At 59.6% G+C, this 25,309-nt stretch carries 20 protein-coding genes and 2 pseudogenes; 14 read left to right on the forward strand and 8 right to left on the reverse strand.

Annotation, left to right across the window (positions count from 1 at the left end):
* The first annotated feature begins 3 nt into the window (after positions 1 to 3).
* From LIX91_RS08590 to LIX91_RS25765, 5 genes and pseudogenes are all read left to right on the forward strand, one after another.
* Positions 4 to 309, forward strand: a complete 306-nt coding sequence (locus LIX91_RS08590; RefSeq protein ID WP_003396121.1) for a sarcosine oxidase subunit delta — start codon at positions 4 to 6, stop codon at positions 307 to 309.
* Positions 306 to 3,212: a 2Fe-2S iron-sulfur cluster-binding protein gene (locus LIX91_RS08595; protein ID WP_226488343.1), complete on the forward strand. Its 2,907-nt coding sequence runs from the start codon at positions 306 to 308 to the stop codon at positions 3,210 to 3,212. Before LIX91_RS08590 ends, LIX91_RS08595 begins: the two co-directional genes overlap by 4 nt.
* 3 nt (positions 3,213 to 3,215) lie before the next feature.
* Entirely contained in the window at positions 3,216 to 3,788 is a 573-nt protein-coding gene (locus LIX91_RS08600) for a sarcosine oxidase subunit gamma (RefSeq protein ID WP_226488344.1), read from the forward strand.
* A 463-nt stretch (positions 3,789 to 4,251) separates the two neighbouring features.
* Positions 4,252 to 5,085 (forward strand): annotated as a pseudogene (locus LIX91_RS25760) (cache domain-containing protein); the annotation flags it as partial.
* 129 nt (positions 5,086 to 5,214) lie between these two features.
* Positions 5,215 to 5,943 (forward strand): methyl-accepting chemotaxis protein, encoded by a 729-nt coding sequence (locus LIX91_RS25765; protein ID WP_371675504.1) that lies wholly within the window; start codon positions 5,215 to 5,217, stop codon positions 5,941 to 5,943.
* Positions 5,944 to 6,047: 104 nt separating this feature from the next.
* Here LIX91_RS25765 and LIX91_RS08610 read toward each other — a convergent pair whose 3' ends face one another.
* The gene (locus LIX91_RS08610) at positions 6,048 to 6,938 is read right to left on the reverse strand and encodes a LysR family transcriptional regulator (protein ID WP_257217059.1); all 891 of its coding nucleotides are present in this window, start codon (positions 6,936 to 6,938) and stop codon (positions 6,048 to 6,050) included.
* 108 nt (positions 6,939 to 7,046) lie between these two features.
* Here LIX91_RS08610 and LIX91_RS08615 point away from each other — a divergent pair, with 108 nt between their 5' ends.
* Both LIX91_RS08615 and LIX91_RS08620 read left to right on the forward strand, forming a co-directional pair.
* The gene (locus LIX91_RS08615) at positions 7,047 to 7,922 is read left to right on the forward strand and encodes an MBL fold metallo-hydrolase (protein ID WP_226488345.1); all 876 of its coding nucleotides are present in this window, start codon (positions 7,047 to 7,049) and stop codon (positions 7,920 to 7,922) included.
* Positions 7,923 to 8,044: 122 nt separating this feature from the next.
* Complete coding sequence (locus LIX91_RS08620) at positions 8,045 to 8,443, forward strand: hypothetical protein (RefSeq protein ID WP_004412548.1); 399 nt, start codon at positions 8,045 to 8,047, stop codon at positions 8,441 to 8,443.
* An 87-nt stretch (positions 8,444 to 8,530) separates the two neighbouring features.
* Here LIX91_RS08620 and LIX91_RS25580 read toward each other — a convergent pair whose 3' ends face one another.
* From LIX91_RS25580 to LIX91_RS08630, 4 genes and pseudogenes are all read right to left on the reverse strand, one after another.
* Complete coding sequence (locus tag LIX91_RS25580; protein ID WP_003315538.1) at positions 8,531 to 8,656, reverse strand: hypothetical protein; 126 nt, start codon at positions 8,654 to 8,656, stop codon at positions 8,531 to 8,533.
* Positions 8,657 to 8,711: 55 nt separating this feature from the next.
* On the reverse strand, positions 8,712 to 10,199 hold the full coding sequence (locus tag LIX91_RS08625; RefSeq protein ID WP_226488346.1) for a chemotaxis protein CheW: 1,488 nt from the start codon (positions 10,197 to 10,199) through the stop codon (positions 8,712 to 8,714).
* Positions 10,196 to 10,822, reverse strand: coding sequence for a methyl-accepting chemotaxis protein (locus LIX91_RS25770; RefSeq protein WP_410524750.1), 627 nt, complete (start codon positions 10,820 to 10,822; stop codon positions 10,196 to 10,198). Before LIX91_RS25770 ends, LIX91_RS08625 begins: the two co-directional genes overlap by 4 nt.
* A 48-nt stretch (positions 10,823 to 10,870) precedes the next feature.
* Positions 10,871 to 12,328 (reverse strand): annotated as a pseudogene (locus LIX91_RS08630) (PAS domain S-box protein); the annotation flags it as partial.
* Between the two features lie 611 nt (positions 12,329 to 12,939).
* On the opposite strand from LIX91_RS08630, the gene LIX91_RS08635 reads away from it, so the two are divergent.
* The 3 genes from LIX91_RS08635 (at position 12,940) to rmuC (ending at position 16,923) form a co-directional block, all read left to right on the forward strand.
* The gene (locus tag LIX91_RS08635; protein ID WP_103695416.1) at positions 12,940 to 13,869 is read left to right on the forward strand and encodes a helix-turn-helix domain-containing protein; all 930 of its coding nucleotides are present in this window, start codon (positions 12,940 to 12,942) and stop codon (positions 13,867 to 13,869) included.
* A 134-nt stretch (positions 13,870 to 14,003) separates the two neighbouring features.
* Positions 14,004 to 14,894: an arginase family protein gene (locus LIX91_RS08640; RefSeq protein WP_226488348.1), complete on the forward strand. Its 891-nt coding sequence runs from the start codon at positions 14,004 to 14,006 to the stop codon at positions 14,892 to 14,894.
* Positions 14,895 to 15,030: 136 nt separating this feature from the next.
* Positions 15,031 to 16,923 carry a DNA recombination protein RmuC gene (gene rmuC / locus LIX91_RS08645; RefSeq protein WP_226488349.1) on the forward strand — a complete coding sequence of 631 codons (1,893 nt, stop codon included), beginning with the start codon at positions 15,031 to 15,033 and terminating at the stop codon, positions 16,921 to 16,923.
* Positions 16,924 to 17,015: 92 nt separating this feature from the next.
* Here rmuC and LIX91_RS08650 read toward each other — a convergent pair whose 3' ends face one another.
* From LIX91_RS08650 to LIX91_RS08660, 3 genes are all read right to left on the reverse strand, one after another.
* A complete protein-coding gene (locus tag LIX91_RS08650; protein WP_103695414.1) occupies positions 17,016 to 18,551 on the reverse strand; it encodes an amidase in 1,536 nt (511 codons plus the stop codon).
* 222 nt (positions 18,552 to 18,773) lie between these two features.
* The gene (locus LIX91_RS08655; protein WP_003407311.1) at positions 18,774 to 19,406 is read right to left on the reverse strand and encodes an ANTAR domain-containing response regulator; all 633 of its coding nucleotides are present in this window, start codon (positions 19,404 to 19,406) and stop codon (positions 18,774 to 18,776) included.
* Entirely contained in the window at positions 19,403 to 20,551 is a 1,149-nt protein-coding gene (locus tag LIX91_RS08660; protein ID WP_226488350.1) for a transporter substrate-binding domain-containing protein, read from the reverse strand. Before LIX91_RS08660 ends, LIX91_RS08655 begins: the two co-directional genes overlap by 4 nt.
* A gap of 727 nt (positions 20,552 to 21,278) precedes the next feature.
* On the opposite strand from LIX91_RS08660, the gene urtA reads away from it, so the two are divergent.
* The 4 genes from urtA to urtD all read left to right on the forward strand — a co-directional run bounded on the left by urtA (position 21,279) and on the right by urtD (position 25,307).
* Positions 21,279 to 22,460: an urea ABC transporter substrate-binding protein gene (urtA, locus tag LIX91_RS08665; RefSeq protein WP_004410686.1), complete on the forward strand. Its 1,182-nt coding sequence runs from the start codon at positions 21,279 to 21,281 to the stop codon at positions 22,458 to 22,460.
* A 66-nt stretch (positions 22,461 to 22,526) separates the two neighbouring features.
* Positions 22,527 to 23,429, forward strand: coding sequence for an urea ABC transporter permease subunit UrtB (gene urtB / locus LIX91_RS08670; RefSeq protein ID WP_003407314.1), 903 nt, complete (start codon positions 22,527 to 22,529; stop codon positions 23,427 to 23,429).
* 1 nt (position 23,430) lies between these two features.
* A complete protein-coding gene (gene urtC, locus LIX91_RS08675; RefSeq protein ID WP_046235903.1) occupies positions 23,431 to 24,573 on the forward strand; it encodes an urea ABC transporter permease subunit UrtC in 1,143 nt (380 codons plus the stop codon).
* Positions 24,570 to 25,307, forward strand: coding sequence for an urea ABC transporter ATP-binding protein UrtD (gene urtD / locus LIX91_RS08680; protein ID WP_003367067.1), 738 nt, complete (start codon positions 24,570 to 24,572; stop codon positions 25,305 to 25,307). Before urtC ends, urtD begins: the two co-directional genes overlap by 4 nt.
* Positions 25,308 to 25,309 lie beyond the last annotated feature (2 nt).

The raw sequence follows: 25,309 nt of genomic DNA on the forward strand, positions 1-25,309 counted from the left end.
CACATGAAAATCATGACCTGCCCGCTCAACGGGCCGCGCAACATCAGCGAGTTCACCTACGGCGGGGAATTCAAACACATGCCCGACCCGCAAACCTGCAGCGATGCCGAGTGGGCCGATTACGTGTTCAACAGTGAGGACACGCTGGGCGTGGTGCGCGAGTGGTGGATGCACAATCCCTCCAGCTACTGGTTCCTGGCCGAGCGCCACACCGGCAGCGACGAGATCATCCGCACCTTCGATCCACGCGAACTATTTACCGCACGTATCGACTTCGCCCCTCTCGCCTCCAAGGAGATCGCAGGATGACCACCCCCGCCCGCCTGCCCGCGCCCATGGGCCTGCTGATCGATCGCACTCAGCCGCTCACGTTCAGCTTCGATGGCAAAACCTATCAGGGCCTGCAGGGCGACAGCATCGCCAGTGCCCTGCTGGCCAACGGTCGCTTCCTGCTTTCGCGGTCGTTCAAGTACCACCGCCCGCGCGGTCCGCTGACCATGGCCGGACAGGACGCCAACAGCCTGATCCAGTTGCCTCACGAGCCCAACGTAATGGCCGACACCGTTGCGCTGCAGGAAGGCTTGCAGGCCACCGGCCAGAACTTCAGCGGCTCACTGGACAACGACCGGGACGCGTACCTGGGCAAGTTCTCGAAGTTCATGCCGGTGGGGTTCTACTACCGCTCGTTTTACAAGCCCAAGGGCATGTGGAAAGTCTGGGAGCCGATCATTCGCAAGAAGGCCGGCCTTGGCGTGCTGGACCTGACCTTCCAGCCCGAGTACTACGACAAGGCCTACCTGTTCACGGATCTGGCGGTGATCGGCGCGGGACCTGCCGGCTTGCAGGCAGCACTGAGTGCTGCCAAGGCCGGCGCCAAGGTGTTGCTGATCGAACAGCAGCCGATCCTCGGCGGTTCGCTGGCGTATGCCCGCTTTGATGTCGAAGGCCTGCGTGCCGAACAGCTGCGGCGTGAACTGGTCGCTGCGGTAGAAGCACATGACAATATCCAGGTGCTCAAGCAAGCGACCTGCAATGCCTGGTTCACCGACAACTACCTGCCGGTGATTCAGGGCAAGCGTTTGTACAAGGTACGGGCCACGCACTGTCTGGTGTGCAGCGGCTCGTTCGATCAGCCGGTGATTTTCCGTAACAACGACCTCCCTGGCGTGATGCTGACCAGCGCCGTACAGCGCCTGATCAAGTTGTACGCCGTCAAGCCCGGCAAACGCGCGGTGGTGCTGACCGGCAATGATGACGGTTACCTCGCCGCACTGGATTTGCACGATCAGGGCGTCGACGTGGTCGCAGTGGCCGACATGCGCAGCAGCCCGTCGGACCGGACGCTGCGGCTTGCGCTGGAAAAGCGCGGCATCGTCTGCCACGTGAACACAACGGTCTATGAAGCGCTGCATGAGAAAGGCATGCGCCATGTCAGCGGCGCCGAGCTGCGCAAGATCACCGGCCAGGGTCAGGTGGCGAACAGCGGCTCGCGTGTCGACTGCGACCTGCTGTGCATGTCCGGCGGCTACATGCCGGTCTACCAGTTGTTGTGTCAGGCCGGCGGCAAGCTGGCCTATGACGATCAACAGGCCGAATTCGCCATCAGCAGCCTGCCACAGAACCTGAGCATCGCGGGCTCGGTCAACGGTTACCACGCGCTGGACAATGTACTGGCCGATGCCGCGCATGCCGCCGCCAGCGTGGTCACGGCACTGGGCCTGACGTCGGCTGAAAGCCCTGCCCCGCTGCGCAGTGAAGCGCAGGTCAACTTCGCCTGGCCGATCTTCCCGCACCCTGACGGCAAGGATTTTGTCGACTTCGACGAAGACCTTCAGGTACGCGATATCGTCAATGCCACGCGCATCGGCTATCGCGACATCCAGTTGGTAAAACGCTATTCCACGGTGGGCATGGGCCCGTCGCAAGGTCGTCACTCGGCACTGCCGACTGCAAGACTGGTGGCCGCTTCAACCCAGCGCAGTATCAGTGAAACCGGCGTGACCACGGCCCGACCGCCCTTCGAGGCCGAGAAACTGGCACACGTTGCAGGCCGTGCCTTCGATCCGTATCGGCAGACGCCCATGCACCAGCGTCATGTGCAGGCAGGCGCGAAAATGATGCCGGCCGGGATCTGGCAGCGTCCCGCGTTCTACGGCAACCCCTCGCAACGCGATGCCTGCATGCAGCAGGAAGCGCTGCACGTGCGCAACAAGGTCGGCATCATCGACGTGTCGACACTCGGCGGCCTGGATGTGCGCGGCCCCGACGCCGCCGAACTGCTCAACCGCCTGTACACCTTCGCCTTTCTCAAACAGCCGGTGGGGCGTTCGCGTTACGCGCTGATGACCAACGAGCAAGGCGTGGTCATCGACGACGGCGTTTGCGCGCGCTTTGCCGAACAGCATTTCTACGTCACCGCCACCACCAGCGGCGTGGATCGCATTTATCAGCAGATGCTCAAGTGGAATGCCCAGTGGCGTCTGAACGTGGACATCACCAACGTCACGGCGGCCATCGCTGCGGTCAACGTGGCGGGTCCGGATTCGCGCAAGGTGCTGGAGCAGGTCTGTACCGATCTTGATCTGTCTGCCGCAGGTTTCCCTTATCTTGGCGTGCGCCTGGGCACGGTTGCCGGCATCAAGGCGCGGCTGTTGCGGGTCGGCTTCGTCGGCGAACTGGGCTACGAGATCCACGTCCCCGCTCGTCACGCGCTCAGGCTCTGGGATGCACTTGTCGAGGCTGGCAAGGCCTTTGACATGCGTCCGTTCGGCGTCGAGACGCAACGCCTGTTACGTCTGGAAAAAGGCCACGTCATCATCAGCCAGGACACCGATGGTATGACGCATCCGGCCGAGATCGACATGGGTTGGGCCGTCAGCCGCAGCAAGCCTTTCTTCGTCGGCCGCCGCTCGGTGGACATCCTCGAAGCCCAGCCGCAGAAGCGCAAGCTGGTTGGCTTCACCCTGCCCAAGGCCAGCCCGCTGCCGCTTGAGGGGCATCTGGTGCTCAGAGGCCCGGACATCAGTGGCAACGTGACGTCCTGCGAGTACTCCTCGACCCTGGGCATGATCATCGGCATGGCCTATGCCGCGTTCGACCAGAGCACACCCGGCCAGCAGATTCCGATCCGCGTCGAAGATGGCGTGGTGGTTCACGCAACCGTCGTGAAACTGCCGTTCTTCGACCCTGAAAACCAGCGCCAGGAGCTCTGACCCATGACCAGCCTTATCCAGAACAGTCCTGTCGGCGCCAACCCGCGCGCCTTGTGCACGCTGCAAGACCTGACCGATCGACCACGCGTGGGATTTCGCGGCACGCAAAGCGCTGACTACCTCACGGCACGCGGTTTCAGACTGCCCGAGGCACCGAACCGCGCCGTCACACAGGCAGACGGCAGCCATGTCGCGCGCCTTTCGCAGACCGAATACCTGCTGCTGGGCAGCCCGCTCGATGACGGGCAGCGCATCGCCGATGAAGAAGCTCGCTGGGAGCTGGACCACAGCGCCAACTACCTGCTGCCTCGCGAAGACAGCCATGCCTGGCTGCAACTGAGTGGCGCGTGCATCGCCCAGGTGATGGCCAAACTGTGTGGCGTGGATCTGCGCCCCGAAGCGTTTGCGCCAGGTTCGGTGGCGCAGACTTCGGCAGCGCGCATCAATGTGATCGTCATCAACCTCGGCGCGCAGGCCGAACCCTGTTTCCAGATCCTCTTTGATCGGGCTTCGCTGGCTTACTTCAAGGACGCAATGCTGGATGCCATGACGGAGTTTGGAGGGCGCTACTTATGAACAACGGGTTATTGCTCCGGTGAATAAAGGCCGTTTCGTGCTCATGAACGACAACAAGTGTCTGTTACCGCCAAGCCGCCTAAAGAATGCTGGCCAAAAGTCGTTGACCTCTTGGTAGACCATAAGAGCGACCCTCAGCTCATCGCCCCGGGTCGCAGACTGCATCCATGCAGCGCCCAACACTTGCGGCAGTAACGGACACCCCGGAGCTCAAATGAATATCAAACAGAAATTGACGTGGGCGTTCGCAGTCATTGCGTGCTTGCCCATATTAGTCGTCGCCGCCATCGTGGTGGTGAACCTGCGCGACAAGGCGACCAGTGATTTCGTGGACGGCAGCGCACGCGAGATTCGCCAGGTCGACAATGCCATGCAGCTGTTTTTCGACGGAATTACGCAGAACGTCAATTACATCGCAGCGCACCCGCTGATCGCCGGGGCGAGCGACGATTTTCGCAGCTACATGGGCGCAACGCCTACCGCGCAGTCCGAGAATGACAGGCAGGCAACCGAGCTGTTCGCCAATATCGCCAAGGCCCACCCGGCCTACTCCTACGTCTCTTATGGCCTGATCAACGGCAGCTACATCATGACGCCGGAAGACCCGAAAATGAGTAACTACGACCCGCGTGTGCGGCCGTGGTACAAGACGGCGATGGCCAATGCCGGCAAGACTGTGCGCAGCGACGCCTATTACTGGGCCAACGACGACGCGGTACTGGTCAGCACCATCCGGGCGATACCCAACAAGCTGGGCAACCCTGGCGGCGTGGTCAATATCGACGTATCGCTCAAGCAACTGACCAACATCGTCAAGCAGATCAAACTGGGCGACAGCGGCTATCTGATGCTGATGGAAAAGAACGGCACCGTGCTGGTCGATCCGAAACAGCCCGAGCATAACTTCAAGAAACTGGGCGAACTGGGCGACGGCTTCAGCGAGCTGGCGAAAACCGCCAGTGGGCTGGTCGAGGTGACACTCAACGGCGAGCGTTACATGGCCAATGTGTACCCGTCCGAGCAACTGGGCTGGAACTTCATCGGCCTGATCAAGCAGGACGAAGTGATGGCCTCGGCCACCCGCCTGACCTGGTTGATCGGTATCATCGCGGCGGTGCTGGCGGTAGTCTTTGCAATTGTCGGTGCCAGTTTCGCCCGCGTTATCGTGCGTCCGATCCACAGTGTTTCCAGTGGTCTGGAAGGCATCGCGGGCGGTGAAGGCGACCTGACCCAGAACCTCGCCGTGCGCGGCAAGGACGAAACCGCGCAGCTGGCGGGCTGGTTCAACAAGTTCCTGACCGCGATCCGCAGTCTGATCCAGCACATCGGCCAGGCGGCCGGGAAGATTCTCGAAGCCTCACACAGTTCGACACGTGTCTCCAACGACATGGCCGAGGCTGCCGGCCGGCAGCGCGAAGCAGTGGACATGGTCTCCACGGCGTTTCATGAAATGGTCGCCACCTCCAATGAAGTCGCCCGCTCCTGCAGCCAGGCCGCCGACTCGGCCGACAACGGTCAGCAACAGGCGCGTGAAGGTCAGCGGCAGATCGATGAGGCGGTGCGCAGCGTCGACCAGCTCAGTGAAGAACTCACCCGCTCGGCCAAGGACATGACGCAACTGGAAAAGGACAGCGCAGGCATTCAGTCGATCCTCAACACCATCCGCTCGATTGCCGAGCAGACCAACCTGCTGGCGCTCAACGCGGCCATCGAGGCGGCACGTGCAGGCGAACAGGGTCGCGGCTTTGCCGTGGTAGCCGACGAAGTCCGCGCACTGGCCAAACGCACGTCGGACTCGACTGCAGAAATCGACAGCCTGCTGGGCAACTTGGCCAAACGCACTGCTTCGGTGGCGCAACAGATGCATGCCAGCCTCGACGTGTCGCAGCAATCGGTGACCAAGATCGGACAGGCACGCAGCAGCTTCGGGCAGATCCGCGAGTCAGTGGATGTGATTCGCGACATGAATACCCAGATCGCAACCGCCGCCGAGGAACAGCATCAGGTGGCCGAAGACATCAACCGGCACATCAGCCAGATCCATGGTGATGCGCAGTTGATCGCCGAACTCTCGGACTCGGCCCGCGCGGATTCCAGAAGCCTGGAGATGCTGTCCAGCGAACTGGACGGCCTGGTGCGCAAGTTCAAGACCTGATAATGCACACACGGAGCGTGGGAACGATGGGCGTCTGTGCGTCCCCTATCGTGCCCATGCTCCGCGTGTTCTGGACGCTCTGAGCCCTGTCCACAGCAGGAGATCTAATCTCCGTCCCTCTCAAACCATTCAGTCAGAAAATCCAGAAAAGTGCGCAGCGTTGCTGACTGATGGTGCCTTGAGGTGTAGATCGCGTGTATCCCCAGAGCCCGTGGCTGGTACTCCGGCATCAGGGCGATCAGCTTGCCGCTTGCAATCAACGGAGCCGCCGAATGCACAGGCTGCAGACTGATACCGGCGCCCGCCACTGCGGCCTCCAGCAGCACCACTGAATCGTTGGCACTCAGGTTGCCGCCGACCGGCACACTGAGCGGCAGTTGCTGGCGGGTGAACTCCCAAAGGCTTTTGCCGAAGTACGAATAGGTCAGGCAGTTGTGGGCAGGCAGTTCCTGCGGCCTGGACGGCGTGCCGTGTATGGCGAGATAGGCTGGAGAAGCACACACCACCGAATCGCATTGCCCCAGCGGACGGGCAATGACATTGGGGTCCAGCTGATTGGTGATGCGGATCGCCAGATCGATTCGCTCGCTGACCAGATCCACGGCCTCGTTGCCGATAAGCAGGTCTGCCGAGGTGCCGGGATAACGGCGCAGGTAAGCCGTCACCGCGGGTGCCAGAACGGCCAGCGCCAGTGACTGCGAACAGGCGATGCGCAGTATGCCGCGTGGCTCCTCGATTTGCGTATCGGCCGCCAGCGGCACCGCGTCGGCCAGCTCGATCAACTGCTGGCAACGCAACAAGGTCACTTGGCCAGGGGCGGTCAAGCCGAGCTTGCGCGTGGTCCGGTGCAGCAGTCGCGCTCCGGCCCAGCTCTCCATCTGCGCCAGATAACGTGTGACCATTGCCCGAGACATGTCCAGCGCCTCGGCGGCGGCTATGAGGCTGCCCCTTTCGTTGATAGCGATGAATACCCGTGCCGCTATGATCCGATCCACGGTTCGTCCGATATAAGCAATCAATAGTTGCCAATACTGAGGCTTTTGTTTCATCTGAGGCAACATAAGATAACGACCTCAGTCCTGCCCGAACGAAGGTCGTACCCCATGTTGCGTAAATCCCTGCTTGCCCTGTCCTTCGCTGCTCTGTTCCCTCTCGCAGCCCAGGCCGCAGCCCCCCTGGCAATCGAGGTGTATAACCCGGCTGAAAAAGCCGTCTTCCCGGTGTCATCCGAACTGATCACGGGCAAGCATGACGCGGTGCTTATCGATGCGCAGTTCCAGCGCAACGACGCCGAGGCCTTGGTGCAAAAGATCAAGGCCAGCGGCAAGCAACTTACCACCGTCTACATCAGCCACAGTGACCCGGACTACTACTTCGGTCTGGACGTCATCAAAGCCGCGTTCCCCGAGGCGAAGATCGTCGCCAGCGCACCTACCGTGAAGGCGATCAAGGCGTCGATGCAGGGCAAACTCGCCTACTGGGGGCCGATTCTCAAGGACAATGCGCCAGCCAGCCTGGTTGTGCCGGAAGTGCTCAAGGGCGACCACCTGACGCTTGAAGGCCAACCGTTGCAGATCAAAGGCCTTAATGGCCCGGCGCCCGAGCGCAGCTACGTATGGATTCCCTCCATCAAGGCAGTGGTTGGCGGTGTGGTGGTCTCCAGCGGTATTCATGTCTGGGTCGCTGACACGCAAAGCACGAAATCACGTCAGGACTGGCTCGCGACACTCAAAGGCATCGAGGCGCTGAAACCGGCCACCGTGATTCCGGGTCATTACCTGGGCAAGATTCCGTCAGGCACCCAGGCTGTGACGTTCACCGCCGACTACCTGAAGTCCTTCGAAGAACAGGCCGCCAAGGCCAAGGATTCCGCCGCCCTGATCGACGCCATGCACAAAGCCTGGCCGCAACTGGCCGAACCGGCTTCGCTGGAGATGAGCGCAAAAGTCATCAAGGGCGAGATGAAGTGGCCAAATTGATCCGGCACCTGTAAGGCCCCGGCGGAGCGCTGCGAATATCAGCAGGGGCCAGGCTTTTACCTGCGCGGCGCACATGCACTCAGCTATGGTCAGACGCCCATATCAGTCGCTATGCTGCGCCCATGAACGCCCCTCTGAAAATCCGTAACCCCTGCCCGCCCGGCGCTTGCGACTGCAAGCGCGAGCTGCTGGACGCGGAAGATGCAGATCTGCGGATTCTGCTGCTGTCCCGCGACGCAGAAAAAACCCTGCTGGATCGCCTGGAGCGTATCGACAGTCTGGAAGATCTGGAGCACATGCAGCGCAAGATTTTCCAGCAACTGGGCGTGCGTGTCGACGTCGCGCCGGGCTTCAATGAAGTGCGCACCATGCGCGGCATCAACATTGTCGTCGAGGAAAAGGTCGGGCTGTGTCGCAAGACGCGCCAATCGATACCTGCCGCCATCCGCCGCGCCCTGGAAGCACGTCCACAGATCGCCTATCAGTTGCTCAACGCCAACGACCTGCTGCGCGACGCGTGAGTCGAGACAAAGCCCAGTCAGGCTTTCAGAAACGACAACGCCCGGCCTGAATAGACCGGGCGTCACGTGAACACTCCCGCAAGCTGATCAACAAACCCCAGGCGGGATGCCGTCCTTGTTGAAGTCTTTCAGGCGTTCCTTTTCTTCGGGCGTCGAGTGCGCGGGCACATCGCTTTGCGGTTCCGGTTTTTTCTCGTCTTTCTTGTCAGTCATGGTCGTTGACTCCGCTGGTGGACACTCAAATAAGGCCACGCGCGGAGCATTCGGTTCAGACTGATTGCACAGTGCGGCGCTGATCGACGTTGCATTCCAGTTGTCTGGCCAGGCCCTGCAGATCGAGCAGGGTCGCACGCCAACTGCGCTCCTGACTGCCGACGCTGACCAGCGAACGGACCCGGTCATTGACCGAGATGCCCTTGCCGGTACTGGCTTGCCAGCCCTGTTCCAGCATGGCCGGATCGAACTGATTGAACGCGTCGATCGCATCGACGCGGTTCACTGCAAAACCGAAGCACAGCCGCTCGCCACGCACGATCAATACACGCGACGCTTCGCCTTGGACCTGTGCGCCTTCGCCCAACAGGCTGCTCAGGCAGATCAGCGGTACCTGCTCGCCGCGCAAATTGAACTGCCCCAGCAAATGCGTTTCCGGCTGCGACAAGCCGATCAGTTGCTGCGGCATGCTCATGATTTCCACGATCTGGCTCAACGGTGCGACGAAGCGGGTCGGCGCATCGAACAGCAGGCAGGCGTGGCGAAGCATGGCCTTGGTCACATCGTGCGAGGCCTGGGCAGGTTTGACGTCGTGCTGATAAACCTGGGTGTAGCTTTTGACTTCCGGGCGCTGCAGCAGCATCGGATGATCAAGCAACAAGGCCTGCTGCCCCTCCTCCAGGTTCATCACTCCGGCCAGCAGCTCTGGATGCGGCAGGCCGTAACCCGGCGCCGCCAACAGACTGTCCGGATCCTGACGCTGAATGGCGACCATGCGGTCATAGCCAAACCCGCACACCCGCCCGTCCGGCGCAGTCAACAGCAGCAACTGCGGCTTGGACGTCTGACGCTGATGGTCCAGGCCAAGCACTTCGGACAGATTGAGCGCCGGGACCTTGGTGCCACGCACCGAGGTGACGCCGAAGCAGCAGTCACTAGCAAAGTCCGAGGCCGTGATCTCGGGACCGTCCACCAACTCGGTCACAACGCTGGCATCGATACAGAAGTTGCGGCCATCGCACTCGAATACCAGGTAATGCAGCAAGCGACTCTTGGCGGCCAGCGCCTCATCCTTGAGCACTTGCGCGTTGGGGTCGGCAGCGAACAGTACGCCTGGCAAACCACTCATGAAGGCAAGATCGAGCTTGTAGATCATCCGCGACTCTTCGGCGCCGAGCAGCAGAGAGGGCAGCAGCCCGACAGCGCTGCCCGCGGGCCCCAGCGGGCTGAACTGAGAATCGCGGGCCTTGAGAATGTCGCACACAGCGTCAATCGCCAGCCCGAGGTAGCCACCGCCGTACTTGAGAATCGCGACCAGTGGCGTCGGCGAAGACATATCGCCACCCTCCGCCAGTTGAGCCCGCAGGTCGACCAATGGCACCGGTTTGCCGCGCAGGGTAAACACCCCACGCAACGCCCCCCGGGTCAATGGATGGGGATGCAGATCAGCGGGCCAGTGCACGGCCTCCATCAATGCATCGGCAACCACCGCCAGATACACACCATTGATTTGCACGACGCCATAGGCATTCAGGCTGCTCATGCAGGTTGTCCGATGGATACATTGTTCAGAGTTTCGGTGTAGCCGGTCAGGTTGGCTTTATGCAGCTCGACGATCAGGGTCTCGACTTCCTGCGCCGACAGGCGTTGCTTCTCTGTCGCCGTGTTGATCCCGTCGATCGCCTGAGTGGTCTGCATCACGCCTTCCACGATGTGTTCGAAGGCTTCGCCGGCACTGCGCGAAATCTCGTTGCCCGACTCGATCCGGCTGACCGTTTCCAGAATCAGCTTGTTGATTTCCTTGGTCGCACGCGAGGACTTCTCGGCCAGCTTGCGCACCTCGTCGGCGACTACCGAAAAGCCCAGGCCATGTTCACCGGCCCTGGCCGCTTCGATGGCCGCGTTGAAGGCCAGCATGTTGGTCTGGCTGGCGATCTCGCTGATCACCTGAATGATGTCCTGAATGCCCTCGGCGGACTTGGCAATCATGCCCATTGCGTCGGACGCCTTGACCAGCGTCTGCGAACCGGAACTGGCCTGCTCACGCGTCATTCTGGCCAGATCGGTGGCCGTCTCGGTACTTTGCGCCACATAGGAAATGGCGTTCATCAGTGCTTTCACCGAATCACCCATGGCGCGGGTCTTGGCCTCTATCGCCTGTTCCATCTCTACCTGACGGGTAATGTCAGTGGCGAATTTCACTACTTTGAACGGCAAGCCATCGTGGTCGAAAATAGGGCTGTACGTCGCCTGAATCCAGATTTTCTGCCCGTATTTGCTGACGCGCATGAAGCGCCCGGAATAGAACTCGCCCTGCCCCAGCCCGTGCCAGAATTCACGGTACTCGGTGCCGCGCACGTATTCTTCCTCACAGAAGATACGGTGATGCTTGCCTTTGATTTCCAGCAGGCCATAACCCAGCGCTTTGAGGAAGTTGGCGTTGGCGGTGATGATGTTGCCGGCCATGTCGAATTCGATGACGGCCTGGGCGCGGTCGATGGCATTCACCTTGCCCTGGTCCTCGACGCTGGTTTCCTTGGCCACAGTCACGTCGAGCGCGAATTTGACGATCTTGTAGGGTTTGCCCTGCGCATCGAAAATCGGGTTGTAGGTCGCCTGAATCCAGATCTCCTTACCGTCCTTGCGCTTGCGCTTGTATTCGTTGGCGTCGTACTCGCCGCGCCCCAGCTTTTCCCAGAGCTCACGATACTGCAGGCTGCTGACAAATTCCTCGGAGCAGAACATACGGTGGTGTTCACCGACGATTTCGTCGAGATCGTAGCCAAATACCGCCAGAAAATTGCGGTTGGCGTGCAGCACCTTGCCCGTCAGATCGAATTCGATCACCGCCTGGGAGCGCTCGATGGCCGTCACCTTGCCCGCAGACTCAGCCTGACGAATGCGGCTCTCGGTCACATCGTTGGCGAACTTCACGACCTTGTAAGGACGACCATCCGGGTCGAAGATCGGGTTGTACGTGGCGCTGATCCACAGCTCGCGACCGTTCTTGCCGATGCGCTTGTATTCGCCGGAGTCATACTCGCCACGTTCGAGCTTGGCCCAGAAGGCCCGATAGGCCGGACTGTTCAGGTAGTCGTCTTCGCAGAACATGCGATGGTGCTGACCCTGAATCTCGTCCAGACGATAGCCCAGGACCTTGAGAAAGTTTTCGTTGGCGTTGAGCACGCGACCGTTCAGGTCGAATTCGATAATGCCCTGCGAACGATCAATGGCCGCAACCTTGCCTTCGTACTCGGCATTGGACTTGCGTTGCGCAGTCACGTCCGTGGCGAACTTCACGACCTTGAACGGATTGCCCTGCTCGTCGAACACCGGGTTATAAGTCGCCTGCAACCAGATCTCGCGCCCGTTCTTGCCCAGGCGCTTGTACTGACCTTCGTCGAAAGCGCCCTTGCCCAGTTTTTCCCAAAACGTTGCATATTCGACGCTGGACGCATGTTCCGGCGTGCAGAACATACGGTGATGCCGACCCTGGACCTCATCCAGCCGATAGCCGACGCAATCCAGAAAATTGGTATTGGCCCGCAGGATATTGCCTTCAAGATCGAACTCGATCATCGCTTGGGAACGGTCAATGGCCGTCATCAGCGAGTGAAGATCAAGTTCCAACCTGGCCTTGTCCCTGGGGGTGCTTTCAATTGTGGTCGACATGTGGAAATACTCTACGAGTAAGCATCTATGGAAGTATTGTTATGAAGCGCCGGTTTCCGCGAGCCCTGTCAGACACAGCGATGTGTGGACTATGGAGGCTGCCGATCAAGCCGGTTAATCGTCTTTCTCAATGCCGTCCATAGCGCAAACTGCAGTTCATCAGCGCCGGATGGAATGACCGACTCCACTTGGCAGGTAGCTGTAGCATTAACATCGGCATCAAACGGAACAGCTTTAGGGCAGCTATTTCGCTATCACACGGAAAGACTGCCGTTCGTCAGCGAAGAGCGCTTCGAACACCACGCCTTTATCGACGTCGAACACCTCTTGTTCATCAGGCATAAAACCAGATGACAAGAATGACAGCGCCAGTCCAGCCCAGGGTCAGCAAGAAGGAAAGTCCAGCAAGACGCGGATCCATGGAACTCCTGTTCTAGAAGGCTTGGGTAGGCTGAGGGCTGCATACGTAGGCCTGTATCGGCCGGATCACCGACATATCAATTATTTTCGTCACACTGGAGCACTGTAGACGCAGAGGTCTTGCTCTGGATCAACGTCTGATAACCTTGAAGCCGATCACTTCGTGAAAAACGCTCTTCGCAGAGGCAGACATGGCCATGATTTTCCCAGCCGAACCACTACGACCCGAGGATCGTTTCGACGCCTGGCAGGAGGTTGTGAGTTCGACGTATGGCCTGGTCGCCAGCCAGCCCCTGAACGAAGCGCCCTTTGACGGCAGACTCAACGTCAGGGGTCAGGGTAGCGTTACTTTCACCCGGATCCAGTCATCCCCCCTGCATTACCGGCGCTTGCAGCAAGACAGGGAAAGCGATCACTTCCTCCTCACGCTCTCTTTGTGTCCCGACGCGCTCGTCGTGCAGAACGACAGGGAGTCCCGGCAAGGCGCTGGCGATATCGTCCTTTACGATAGCGCACAGCCTTACGCATGCAGTTACCCCGACGGTGACGATCAGATTGTCCTGACGGTGCCCCGCAAGCTGTTGCTGCAACACATCCCCAGTGCCGAACGACTGGTGTGCCGGACGCTGGATGGCCGCTCGGCGTTGGGTCGTGTTGCCGCCGTCGTGTTGACCGAAGCCTGGAACGCAGAAGGTTTATCGGATCCGCTGAGCGAACGACTCAATGCATCACTGCTGGACGTACTGTCTACCGCCTTCGACTCGGTGTTTGGCGACACCGATATCCGACGTCAGTCTCGTCAAATGCAACAACTGCAGCGCATCAAGCAGTTCCTGCTGAATAATCTGCCCGACACAGGGCTGACGGCCGAAAACATTGCCTTGGCGACTCATGTCTCCCCACGCACGCTCAATCGACTGTTCGCACAGGAAGGCACTACGGCCATTCGCTGGCTCTGGCAGCAAAGGCTTTCGGCGTGTCATGACGTGCTGCTCAAACGCCACGTTCGCCGGGTCAGCGACGCTGCGCTGAATTTCGGCTTCACCAACCTCTCGCATTTCAGTCGAGCCTTCAAAAACGCTTATGGCATCCCCCCTCAGCAGTTGCTGAAGCAACGATAAGACGATTGGCGTCTTCAGCACAGCGATCGACCGTCAAGGCAAAGCGCGCCGCATCCGCATCGATCAGTATCACCGCCATGCTGACGGCGCTTTCTGCGCGCCGTGCCAATGAACGGTGATGAAGGAAAATCTCGATGACTACGCACCCCGATAAAACCCTGCGCCTGATCTTTCCCCAGTGGCAGGGCGGCAACAACGCACCTTATCATTTTGGCGCACAACTGCTGGCGTGGCTGGCACCGGACACATCAGGGCCTGTCGAGCACGTGTCCGTAACCGAACCCGATGATCAACCACTTGAACCGGAAAACGGCATTATCGCCCGCCATGCGTTGCTCGCGCAGCTTGACCTTGCACGGCAACTGATAGACCGGCATCAACCGGATCGGCTTGTGGTGTTGGGTGGCGACTGCCTGGTCGACCTCGCGCCATTCGCCTACCTGAATGAACGTTACGACGGTGACCTTGCGGTGCTGTGGGTCGACGCTCACCCGGACGTCATGACACCCAGAGACTTCCAGCATGCGCATGCGATGGCCATGGGCAATCTGCTGGGCGAAGGTGACAAGGATTTCGTAGAAGCAGTGAAACGCCCGATCAAGCCAGCCAATGTGATGTATGCGGGCCTGCAGGAAACCCTCGAGGTAGAAACCGCATTCATCAAACGTCTCCGGCTGCGCAGTGCCGGTACACAGGCGCTGGTCCACTCCAGCGAGCCGGTGCTGCAGTGGCTTGAGGAAATAGGGGCAAGGCACCTGGCGATCCATCTGGACCTGGACGTACTGGACCCGACACTGTTTCGTTCTCTGCTGTTTGCTCAACCCCGTGTCCCGGCCAGTGACTTTGAAGGCGTTGCTCAGGGCAAGATGACTATCGAGCAGGTCGTCCGCTTACTGACAGACGTCGCCAGTGTCGTGGACGTGGTCGGACTTGGCATCGCCGAACACCTGCCATGGGATGCTCTGGCGTTGAAGAACATGCTGATGAAACTGCCGCTGCTAGGCGACCGGGCTGCCAACCCATGAGTCTAACGCCCGAATCAGCGGATAAAATCAAATTTATGCATACTTATTTTATTAGTAATTACCCTATACCAAAGCGGAGGTATGGAAGCCGCAATGCAGATTCGACTGACGCGGTCATCCCAAAAGCCGGGAAACAGTGATTGAAAACTATTTTGGGCAGTATTCAGTAGACGAACAACGTGCCATCATTTTGGATCCTAACCCAACGAAAATGGATTTATCGATGGCACAGCAATATTTGGCCCCAGCCCTGATCGGGCTTTTCAGTTTGCTGTTCCTGGCAATAGGCTTCTGGATCAGTAGCCGCATTGCATCCAGCAAGCTGGCGCAACACGTTTCCGAACTGCAAGCGGCTCACCAGGCAGAGCATCAACAACTGCTTAACGATGCGTCTTTGGCACGGCAGCGAGAGAATCAGATGCTCCGTGAGCAGGATGAGCAACAGCACGAGTTGAAACTGGCCCATGATGACATTGCCCGTCATCGGGACATCGAGAAACAACTGAGTGTTCAGTTGGGTGAGCTCAAGACTTCACTGGAAGCAGAAAAACAGAGGATGTCCGATAAGATTCAACAACTCTCCGAGGCGACGACGCTTGCTGAAAATCGCAGTATTGAATCGAATAAATTAAGAATGCAGCTTGGCGAACTCAAGATGGAGGTCGGCCAAGGTCAGGAGCAGGCAAATCAGTTACTGGAACTGAAGAGCGCTTATACCCTCTCACAGGCGCGCATCGATAAAGCCGAAGAAGAATTCAGAAAACAGCGAGAACAACTGGGCCACGCTGCTGAGCAGAAAGAGCAACTGGACGGACTACGCGCCACATTGGCACAGCGTGAAAAGGAACTGAATATCACGCGAGATGAGCTAAGTATTGCCAAACAGAGCCTTGCCGAAGTCAACATGCGCCACCAGCGGGATCAGCACTCCGCTGCCGAGAAACTGCAGTTGCTGGAAGACAACAAGGTTCAATTGAAGCAAGAGTTTCAAAATCTTGCCAATCAGATCTTTGACAGCAAGCAGCAAAGCTTTTCCGAGCAGAGCCGTCAAGGGTTGGACACCCTGCTTAAACCGTTCAAGGACCAACTCGACTCATTTCGCCAACGGGTGGATCAGGTTCACTCCGATACCGTTCAAGGACAAAGCTCGATGAAAAACGAGCTGGTCAAACTGATGGAATTGAACGCCCAGATCACCACTGAAGCGTCAAATCTTACCAAGGCACTCAAAGGCGATAAAAAGCTGCAGGGCACTTGGGGCGAGCAAAAGGTAGAGATGCTGCTTGAGCAGGCAGGTTTGCGTAAGGGCTTTGAGTATCACCGTGAAGCCAACTTCAAGGATGACGAGGCAGGAAACAATCGTCCTGACTTCGTCGTCAATCTTCCCGAGGGCAAGCACATCATCATCGACAGCAAAATGTCGTTGGTCGCCTACACAGATTATGTCTCTGCCGAAACTGACGAGGACCGTACCAAGGCGTTATCTGCACACGTTCTGGCTTTGAAAAATCATATCAACGGGCTGTCTGACAAGAAGTACACCGATCTGAACGGTATCAATTCGCCGGACTTCGTATTTTTGTTCATGCCGGTCGAACCTGCCTACCTGGTAGCCGCCGAACACAGCCCAGGCGTTTTTCAGGCTGCCTATGAGAAGCGTATCGCAATCATCACGGCAACGACTTTGCTGCCGGTGCTCCGCGTTGTTTCAAACCTGTGGAGTATCCAGCGCCAAAACAGCAGCACTCTGCAGCTCGCAAGCATGGCGACCAAGGTCTATGACAAGTTGCGCGTTTTTGTGGAGAAAATGGACAAACTTGGAAACCAGATTGCCACGGTTCAGAAAAGCTACAACGAAAGCATCACGACGCTTAAAGGTGATCACGGCAGTCTGACAAAGACCGTCGACAAGTTCGTGAACCTGGGTGTTACGGTGTCAAAGCGTCTTCCAGCGTCTGCCATCGGGGAAGATGAAGAGCTGGAAAGCGAATTGGCGATAATGCCGGTCGAAGGTGCGGCCAACACCTGAATGTTGGTTTACCCCGAGAGCGGCGTCACTGACTCTTCAGGAGGCACACCCGCTCGCATGGAGCGAGTATGCCCCTCAATCAGTCGCTGGACTCAAACACCCGGCGGCGTGGGAAACGCTCCGCGGGCGGTTTCATAAGCCTGCGCGACACGCAACGCCAGGGCATCCTTGAAGCGCGGCGCGACGATCATCATGGCGACCGGCAGTCCGTCTGCCAGACCGGCCGGGACTGATGTGGCCGGGTGGCCGGTCAGGTCGAACGGTGCGGTGTTGGCCAGCATGTTCAACGCGCTGTGCACGTACTCTTCAATCGGCGCGTCGGAGGTGGTCAGTGTGGTCGCCACGAACGGCATGGTCGGCATTACCAGCACATCGAACTGCTGGAAGGCTTCATCGTATTGACGGGTGAGCTCCGGCACCAGCATCCGCGCCTTGGCGTAGTACGCACCGTGCAGGTTCTTCAGGCTGTAATGCCCGGTCAGCGCCACAGCACGCACGCTGCTGGATAACGCATTGGCGTGTTCGCGACGCTTGGCGCCGAAGTAACTCATGATCTCGGGATCGTAGTAGCCGTCGACATTCATGCCATAACCGTTGCCTTGCAGCATCTGGTAGGCCGCGCCATCGGTGGCGATGACATTCCACATGTCCAGCGCCACCCCGCGGTGCCACGGCGCACTGGCGTCACCAACCGTCGCACCGAGACTTTCCAGTTGCGCCACGGCGGCGCGAACCAGTGCGTCAACCTGCGGCTCGGACATGCCGGGAATCGCGAAGCCTTCACGCAGCAGGCCTATTTTCAGGCCTGCAACGCCTTGATCGAGGGTCGCGACGCAGCTGACGGCTGGCGGGTTTTTCTGTCTTGAATCGAGCCCGTCGGCGCCGGCGATCACATCGAGCATGATCGCGCAGTCGCGCACGTTGTTGGCCATCGGGCCGACATGGTCGATGGTCCGTTCAATCGGGAAGGCGCCGGTGTAAGGCACCAGGCTGTAGGTGGGTTTGTGTCCGACGATGCCGCTCCAGGCCGACGGCATGCGGATCGACCCACCCTGATCGCCACCGATGGCCATGTCTACTTCCTGCAGCGCGACCAGCACGGCGCTGCCGCTGGATGAACCACCTGCGTTGCGGGTCAGGTCCCAGGGGTTTTTCACCGCGCCGGTGGCCGAGGTAAAACTGGCTCCAGAGAAGCACAGGTCTTCGCACACCGACTTGCCAATCACCGTCGCACCCGCAGCCAGCAGGCGCTTGACCACCGTGGCGTCTTCGGACGGCACGTAACCATCAAGGCTCAGCGAGCCATTGGCCATGGGCACACCGGCCACCGATACGTTGTCCTTGATAACCACCGTTCTGCCTGCCAGCGGGCCACTGGCAGCACCGGCAATGTGGGTCTTGACGTACCAGGCCCCGTACGGGTTCTCGGCCGCAGCCGGTTTGCTGTGTTCGCGCAACGGCGCCGGCTGGGCAACATGCGCAGCGTACAGGGCATCGATGGCTTCGTAGGAACCCAGAGTTTCGTCTGCGAGACTCAGGAACGACTCCATCTGACTGTCTGACAGGTCGTAGCCATGGTCCTGGGCGGCAATCAGAAAGTCGGCTTTGCTGGGACGTTTTACGGACATGGTGTTCTCCAGATAACGGTAAGGACAGCCCGGGTTCAGGCCGTCATTGACTGGAGCCGCCTGCGCAGGGGCGCACAGGCCTGGGCTCGATCCGGAGGACGTCGTTGTCCACGCCGGTCGCCACGCGGTGTTCCATACCTGCCGGGTCAGGGCGTATGGCAACCTTCCGCGCAGAAGAGGATCAGGCGTGGCGCCCGACACTCGAAGCTTTTCTGCAACCTGTCAGGAACAGGCTTGTTGAAACAGTTCATGGGCCTTGACCAGCGCCTCGGCGATTTTTTCCACCGGCTCGCGCTTGGCCATCGCCTGATCACGCAGCGCGTTGTAGGCGTCCGTTTCAGACAGGCCCTTGGTTTCCATCAGGATGATCTTGGCCTGCTGCACGGTGCGCATGACCGCCATGCGCCCTTCCAGGCGCTTGACGTGTTTCTCCCGTTCCCGCGTCTTGCGGGCCTGGCTGAGGGTGATGGCCAGAGCGGTCAGCAGGCCGAACGAGCGGACCGGCGACGGAATCACCGAACAGGCGTTGAGCTGCACCAGCGCCTCTACAATGATCGGGTTTTCATAGGCGATTACCGGAATGATCGGTGGCGTCGAGTGGTGCAGCAGCCAGGGCGTGTTGGTCGACAGACTCTCCGGCGATACCGCCAGCACGATCACGTCAGCCTCGCTGTGCAGACGCTCGGGGATCGGCCACTGCACCCGCACCTGACAACCGATGCGCTGCAACTGAGCGATCAGGTTGCGACCGTCTTCGTCATCGGGATGCATCACCAGCACGCTGATATCGCGCAGGTCCTTGATGCCGCCTGCGCTGTCGTTGCGCAAACGTTTCTTGGCGGCACGCAGGGTCATGGACGCCTCCCGGTCAGGCTGGACCAGCCATTGAAGTCAGGCGCCACTGCATAAGGGTCGGGCTTCAGCGCTTTCTGACTTTCGTAAAGGATGTCGAACTGCCCGTCGGCATTGGCACGGCCGATCCGCGAGTACAGGTAGGTATGGTGGTTGTGTTCATCGATACGCACCCGTCCCTGAGGCGCGTCGTATTCCAGACCGCGCATGGTCTGCAACACACTCTCCACGTCGGTACTGCCTGCACGGGCGATCGCCTTGGCCAGCAGATGGACCTGAAAGTAAGCGGCCTCCCAGCAGCGGTCGGTCACCTGATGATGGCCAAACATTTCCCGGTACTGGGCGATGCACTGGCGATTGAGCGGCGTGTCGATCGACTGGAAATAAGTCGCTGCCGAAATGTGCCCGGTGCCCAGATGGACGCCCATCTGCTGAATATCGGTTTCGCTGGTGGTGACACTGGCAATCGGCATGACCGCTGGGTCGAAACCGGCATCGGCGTAGGCCTGATACAGGTGCGCCATGGTGTCGCCGACCACTGTCGAAAAGATGAACGAGGGTTTCAGCTCTCTGGCCTTGACCATGAGCCTGGCGAAGTCCTCTGCCCTGGCGTTTTTCAGTGGCAAGTAGTATTCGCCCAGCTTGCTGCCGCCCCGCTCGTAAAGCAGGTCGCTCATCAACCGGTTGGTTTCGTACGGGTAGACGTACTCCGAGCCGATCATCAGCACGCGACTGCCGAAGTGATCGAACATGTAGCTGCCCAGTGGCACCGCGTTGTGGTTCGGCGTGGCGCCGGTGTAGATGATGTTGCGCGAATACTCGAAGCCCTCGTAGTACACCGGATAAAGCAGCAATGCGTTGTAGCGTTCGACGACAGGCAGTACGGCCTTGCGTGCCGCCGAGGTGTAGCAACCGAAGAAAAACCGCAGGTTCTCTTCGCGAATCAGCGATTCGACATGCATGGCAAACAGCGCAGGCGTGGAATCCGGATTGCGGGTGATCAGTTCCAGAGGACGCCCATTCACGCCCCCGGCGGCATTGATCTGATGAATTGCAAACTGTGCGCCGCGCATTGTTGAACACTCACCGGCAGCGGTGACGCCGGTATTGGAAAACAGACCTCCTATGCGGATCGACGGGTCAGTCATGCCTATAAACCTTTCACGTGAGATGAGACGCCCGCAGGTGGCCGGGAGCCTGAAAAGAAGACTGAGCGAATAACCGTGGATTCAACGGTGGCTCTCAGGCGGTTGTGCCTGGGGCTGGCGTGACGGCAGTGTCAGGACCAGTCGTGCGAGGGGCCTTCCACACCTGCCGAGAATGGGCGTGTGGCAAGAGACCCTGCGAGGGTGTCGGGCAGGCTCATGCAGGGAGCGGGCCATGCGTGACGAGGCGCATCAGGGGGAAGCGAATTCGTTGGCGAAGACGGCCATGCATTCTTGGGGTTTATGTCGCCTCGAACATTGCCTTCGCGAACAAGTTCGCTCCTGCAAAAGCACAATATCTCAGTGTATGCATCAGTACATATCGCGAGGAAAAGGGACTTTTTCATCACGCTTTTGGTGCGTAGAAGCGCTGCTCGCGCCAAAGCGGCGCATGTCGGTTTTTGCGTGCAATTAATGCAGGGATGCTCTGCCTCAGGGTTTCGAAACGCGCGCCAACAGCCGTTTCGCCAGTTGGCATTGCCCTTGCTAAGTTCCTCCTGAGACATCGCGCCAGCTGTTTGCCCTACGCCCCTATCGGCAAGTAGGGAGACACCTCGCGTACGACTGGATCGGACGCAGTTGTCCCGCCAGATTCGGCACAAAAGCCTGACCTCCCGCCCATTGATTTGGCCGGGACGTCGGGCTTTTTTCATTCCTGGGAGATAAGTGAATGCACAACGACAAACGCCGTTTGATCAAGCATGCTCTGTTGCTGGGTGCGATCAGCCTGCTGCCGTTTTCCCTGATCGGTCAGGCGCAGGCGGACGAGACTGTGAAAGTCGGCATCATCCACTCGCTGACCGGCACCATGGCCATCAGTGAAGCCTCGGTGGTCGACGCAGAAAAACTGGCCATCGAAGAGATCAACGCCAATGGCGGCGTGATGGGCAAAACCATCGAACCGATCGTCGAGGACGGTGCCAGCGACTGGCCGACCTTCGCCGAGAAGGCACGCAAGCTGCTGGAAAACGACCACGTTGCGGTCACCTTTGGCGCGTTCACCTCGGCCTCGCGCAAAGCGGTACTGCCAGTCTTCGAGCGCAACAAGGGCCTGCTCTACTACCCGACCTTCTATGAAGGGCTGGAGAAATCCCCGGCCATTATCTACACCGGTGCCGAAGCGTCGCAGCAGACCCTGGCGGCCGTTACCTGGCTGATGGCCAACAAGGGCAAGAGCGTCTATCTGGTCGGTTCCGACTACATCTGGCCACGCACCACCAACAAGCTGGCACGGGCGTCGGTGACCAAACAGGGCGGCTCCATCGTCGGCGAAGACTATCTGCCGCTGGGCGCCATCGAGTTTTCTTCGGTGATCAACAAGATCAAGGCGGCCAAGCCGGACATCGTGCTGTCGACCATCGTCGGCGGCTCCAACGTAGCGTTCTACAAACAGCTCAAGGCCGCGGGTATCGACAGCAGTAACCAGACGCTGATGGGGCTGGCGATCACCGAAGAGGAAGTCACCGGCATCGGTGCGGAAAACCTCGTCGGCTTCCTGACCTGCATGAGCTATTTCCAGAGCCTGAAAAACCCGGTCAACGAGAAATTCGTCCAGGCGTTCAAAACGCGCTATGGGCAGCAGCGCGTCGTCGGTGATCCGATGGCAGCGGCGTACACCGCGGTGTACCTGTGGAAAAAGGCCGTCGAAAAAGCAGGCAGTTTCGACGTGCCGAAAGTGATCGCCGCATCCTCGGAACTGACCCTCGATGCGCCCGAAGGCGAGATCAAGGTGCACAAGGACAACCACCACCTGTGGAAGCGTGCGCGCATCGGCACCCTCAATGCACAGGGCCAGGTCGACGTGATCTATGAGTCGGCACCCATCGAGCCCAACCCCTTTCCGAAACTCTGATTCCGGCCCGGGCGCGATCCGCTTCGCGCCCGCTTTCGTCAATGTGCAGCAACAGGTAGCGACGGCATGACTCTCGATACGCTGGTAATGCAAGTCTTCAGCGGGTTCTCGCTGTTTTCCGTGCTGGTGCTGATGGCACTCGGGCTGACCATCGTGTTCGGCCTGATGGGCGTGATCAACATGGCGCACGGCGAACTGATGGCGATGGGCTCATACATGACCTACGTCACCTCCGTGGTGTTTCAGCGCTACTTTCCCGAGCTCATGGGCTGGTATTTCATCATCGCCATCGGGATGGCCTTTGTGGTGACCTTTGCTTTCGGCCTCCTGCTGGAACGCTGCTTCATCCGCTTCATGTACAACCGACCGCTCGACACCCTGCTGGCGACCTGGGGGCTGTCTCTGGTCCTGCAGCAGCTGTTCCGCCAGGTCTTCGGCCCCAAGGAAGTCAGCGTGCCCACCGTGCAATGGTTGCAGGGCGCATGGAAAATCAGCGATGGGCTGGAGCTGCCCCTCAACCGGATTTTCATCATCGGTCTGACCTTCGTGATTGCCGCCGCGGTGTTCCTGTTTCTCTACCGCAGTCGCTGGGGCCTGCGCATTCGCGCCGTGACCCAGAACCGCGCCATGGCCGGTGCAGCCGGGATCAATACCGCGCGGGTCGACTCGGTGACCTTCGCGCTGGGCTGTGGCCTTGCGGGCATTGCCGGCAGTTCGTTCACCATGCTTGCGTCCACTGGCCCGGTCAGCGGTCAGCAGTACCTGGTGGACACCTTTATCGTCGTCGTGTTCGGCGGCGTGGAAAGCCTGCTGGGCACCTTCCTGTCGGCGTTCGCCATCGGCCAGACCCAGGTTTCGCTGGAATACCTGACCACCGGCTCCATGGCCAAGGCGATCACCCTGCTGGTGGTCATCGTGCTGCTGTTTTTCCGCCCCAACGGCCTGTTCGCCACGAAAGTGAGACGTTGAGATGAATGACATGACTGAAAAGCCGATGCTCCGGCCGCAGGCCACAGTGCCGGGCGCAGGCAAGCCAGCGGGTGGCTGGTTGACGCTGATCGAGCGCTACAGCCTGATCTGGCTGTCGCTGCTGTTGCTGGTGGCGTTACCCCTGATACTGGGTGATTTTCGCCTCGGTCTGGCCGGGAAATACCTGAGCCTGGCGTTCTGCGCAGTGGGCATGGTAATGATCTGGGGCTACGGCGGCATCCTCAGCCTCGGTCAGGGGATTTTCTTCGGCCTGGGCAGCTACATGATGGCGATGTACCTCAAACTCGAAGCCACTGCCACGGACGAAGCGGCCAGCGCCCTCGCCGCGTTCTACGGCTCGGCACTGCCGGACTTCATGATCTGGAACAGCGTCGAAGCCCTGCCCTGGTGGTGGAAGCCGTTCGAGTCGGCGACCTTTACCCTGGCAGCGATCCTGATCCTGCCTGCACTGCTGGCGTTTCTGTTCAGTTATGCCTACTTCAAAAAGCGCGTGGGCGGCGTGTACTTCTCGATCATTACCCTGTCACTGGCCTCGATCATGTCGATCATGATCATCGGCCAACAGGGCTACACCGGCGGCGTCAATGGCCTGACCGATTTCAAGACGGCCTTCGGCCTGAGCCTGCAGACACCCCAGACGCCCTGGATTCTCTACCTGATCACCACACTGTTGCTGCTGGCCAGCGTCGCGATGTGCGGGTTCATCCTGCGCAGCCGCCTGGGCAAGGTGATCGTGGCAATCCGTGATCGCGAAGACCGGGTGCGTTTCTCGGGCTACAACACCGCGCTGTTCAAGGCCTTTATTTTTGCCGTGGCCGCACTGATTTCCGCGCTGGGCGGGGTGATGTTCACTTTGCAGGTCGGACTGGCGTCGCCCTCGCTGGTGGGCATCATTCCGTCCACCGAGATCGTCATCTACGCCGCACTGGGTGGGCGCCTCTCGCTGGTGGGTGCGGTGTACGGCACGCTGCTGATCGGTACGGCAAAAACCTGGCTGTCGGAAAACTTCGTCAGTTTCTGGCAGTACTTCATCGGTTTCCTGTTCATGGCCGTGGTGCTGTTCCTGCCCACCGGGCTGGCCGGGCTGCTGCAGCGCCTGAACAACAAGGAGACGCAGTCATGAGCGCGATGTTACTGAGCGTCGAAGACCTGACCGTGTCATTCGACGGTTTCAAGGCGGTCGACAACCTCAATTTCTATGTCGAGGAAAACCAGGTGCATGTGGTGATCGGGCCCAATGGCGCGGGCAAGACCACCCTGCTCGACATGATTTGCGGCAAGACCCGCCCGAGTGCCGGCAGCATCCGCTTCAAGGACCTGCAACTGGCGAACATGATCGAGTACCAGATCACCCGCGCTGGCGTGGGCCGCAAGTTTCAGAACCCGTCGGTCTACGAAGACCTCACCGTGCGCGAAAACCTCGACATTTCCTCGCCGGACAAGCGCGGCATCTTCAACTGCCTGTTCGCCGGAAAGAATGCGGCGCTGAATGCCGAAATCGATCAGACCGCCGAAATGATCTTTCTCAAGGACCAGTTGGGACGCAAGGCAGGGCTGTTGTCCCACGGCCAGAAACAGTGGCTGGAGATCGGCATGCTGTTGATGCAGCGCCCTGAGCTGCTACTGCTCGACGAGCCCGTCGCCGGCATGAGCGCAGGCGAGCGGGAGAAAACCGCTGGCCTGCTCAAGCTCATCGCCAAGGGTCGCGCGATGGTGATCATCGAGCACGATATGGAGTTCGTGAAATCGGTGGCCGACAAGGTCACCGTCCTGCATCAGGGCAAGACCCTGGCCTACGGCTCGATGGATCAGGTGCAAAACGATCCTCGCGTCATCGACGTCTACCTGGGGCACTGAAC

The sequence above is a fragment of the Pseudomonas sp. B20 genome (assembly GCF_020515755.1).
Taxonomy (GTDB): domain Bacteria; phylum Pseudomonadota; class Gammaproteobacteria; order Pseudomonadales; family Pseudomonadaceae; genus Aquipseudomonas; species Aquipseudomonas syringae.

Bases quoted from the DNA above. Each gene is read 5' to 3' on its own strand.
- urtB (WP_003407314.1), top strand. From the start codon at position 22,527: ATGACTCTCGATACGCTGGTAATGCAAGTCTTCAGCGGGTTCTCGCTG.
- LIX91_RS08600 (WP_226488344.1), top strand. From the start codon at position 3,216: ATGACCAGCCTTATCCAGAACAGTCCTGTCGGCGCCAACCCGCGCGCC.
- LIX91_RS08640 (WP_226488348.1), top strand. From the start codon at position 14,004: ATGACTACGCACCCCGATAAAACCCTGCGCCTGATCTTTCCCCAGTGG.
- LIX91_RS08615 (WP_226488345.1), top strand. From the start codon at position 7,047: ATGTTGCGTAAATCCCTGCTTGCCCTGTCCTTCGCTGCTCTGTTCCCT.
- LIX91_RS08650 (WP_103695414.1), bottom strand. From the start codon at position 18,551: ATGTCCGTAAAACGTCCCAGCAAAGCCGACTTTCTGATTGCCGCCCAG.
- LIX91_RS25770 (WP_410524750.1), bottom strand. From the start codon at position 10,822: ATGGAACAGGCGATAGAGGCCAAGACCCGCGCCATGGGTGATTCGGTG.
- LIX91_RS25765 (WP_371675504.1), top strand. From the start codon at position 5,215: ATGGTCTCCACGGCGTTTCATGAAATGGTCGCCACCTCCAATGAAGTC.
- urtA (WP_004410686.1), top strand. From the start codon at position 21,279: ATGCACAACGACAAACGCCGTTTGATCAAGCATGCTCTGTTGCTGGGT.
- urtD (WP_003367067.1), top strand. From the start codon at position 24,570: ATGAGCGCGATGTTACTGAGCGTCGAAGACCTGACCGTGTCATTCGAC.
- LIX91_RS08620 (WP_004412548.1), top strand. From the start codon at position 8,045: ATGAACGCCCCTCTGAAAATCCGTAACCCCTGCCCGCCCGGCGCTTGC.
- LIX91_RS08590 (WP_003396121.1), top strand. From the start codon at position 4: ATGAAAATCATGACCTGCCCGCTCAACGGGCCGCGCAACATCAGCGAG.
- LIX91_RS08655 (WP_003407311.1), bottom strand. From the start codon at position 19,406: ATGACCCTGCGTGCCGCCAAGAAACGTTTGCGCAACGACAGCGCAGGC.
- LIX91_RS08635 (WP_103695416.1), top strand. From the start codon at position 12,940: ATGGCCATGATTTTCCCAGCCGAACCACTACGACCCGAGGATCGTTTC.
- urtC (WP_046235903.1), top strand. From the start codon at position 23,431: ATGAATGACATGACTGAAAAGCCGATGCTCCGGCCGCAGGCCACAGTG.
- LIX91_RS08660 (WP_226488350.1), bottom strand. From the start codon at position 20,551: ATGACTGACCCGTCGATCCGCATAGGAGGTCTGTTTTCCAATACCGGC.
- LIX91_RS25580 (WP_003315538.1), bottom strand. From the start codon at position 8,656: ATGACTGACAAGAAAGACGAGAAAAAACCGGAACCGCAAAGCGATGTG.
- LIX91_RS08595 (WP_226488343.1), top strand. From the start codon at position 306: ATGACCACCCCCGCCCGCCTGCCCGCGCCCATGGGCCTGCTGATCGAT.
- LIX91_RS08625 (WP_226488346.1), bottom strand. From the start codon at position 10,199: ATGAGCAGCCTGAATGCCTATGGCGTCGTGCAAATCAATGGTGTGTAT.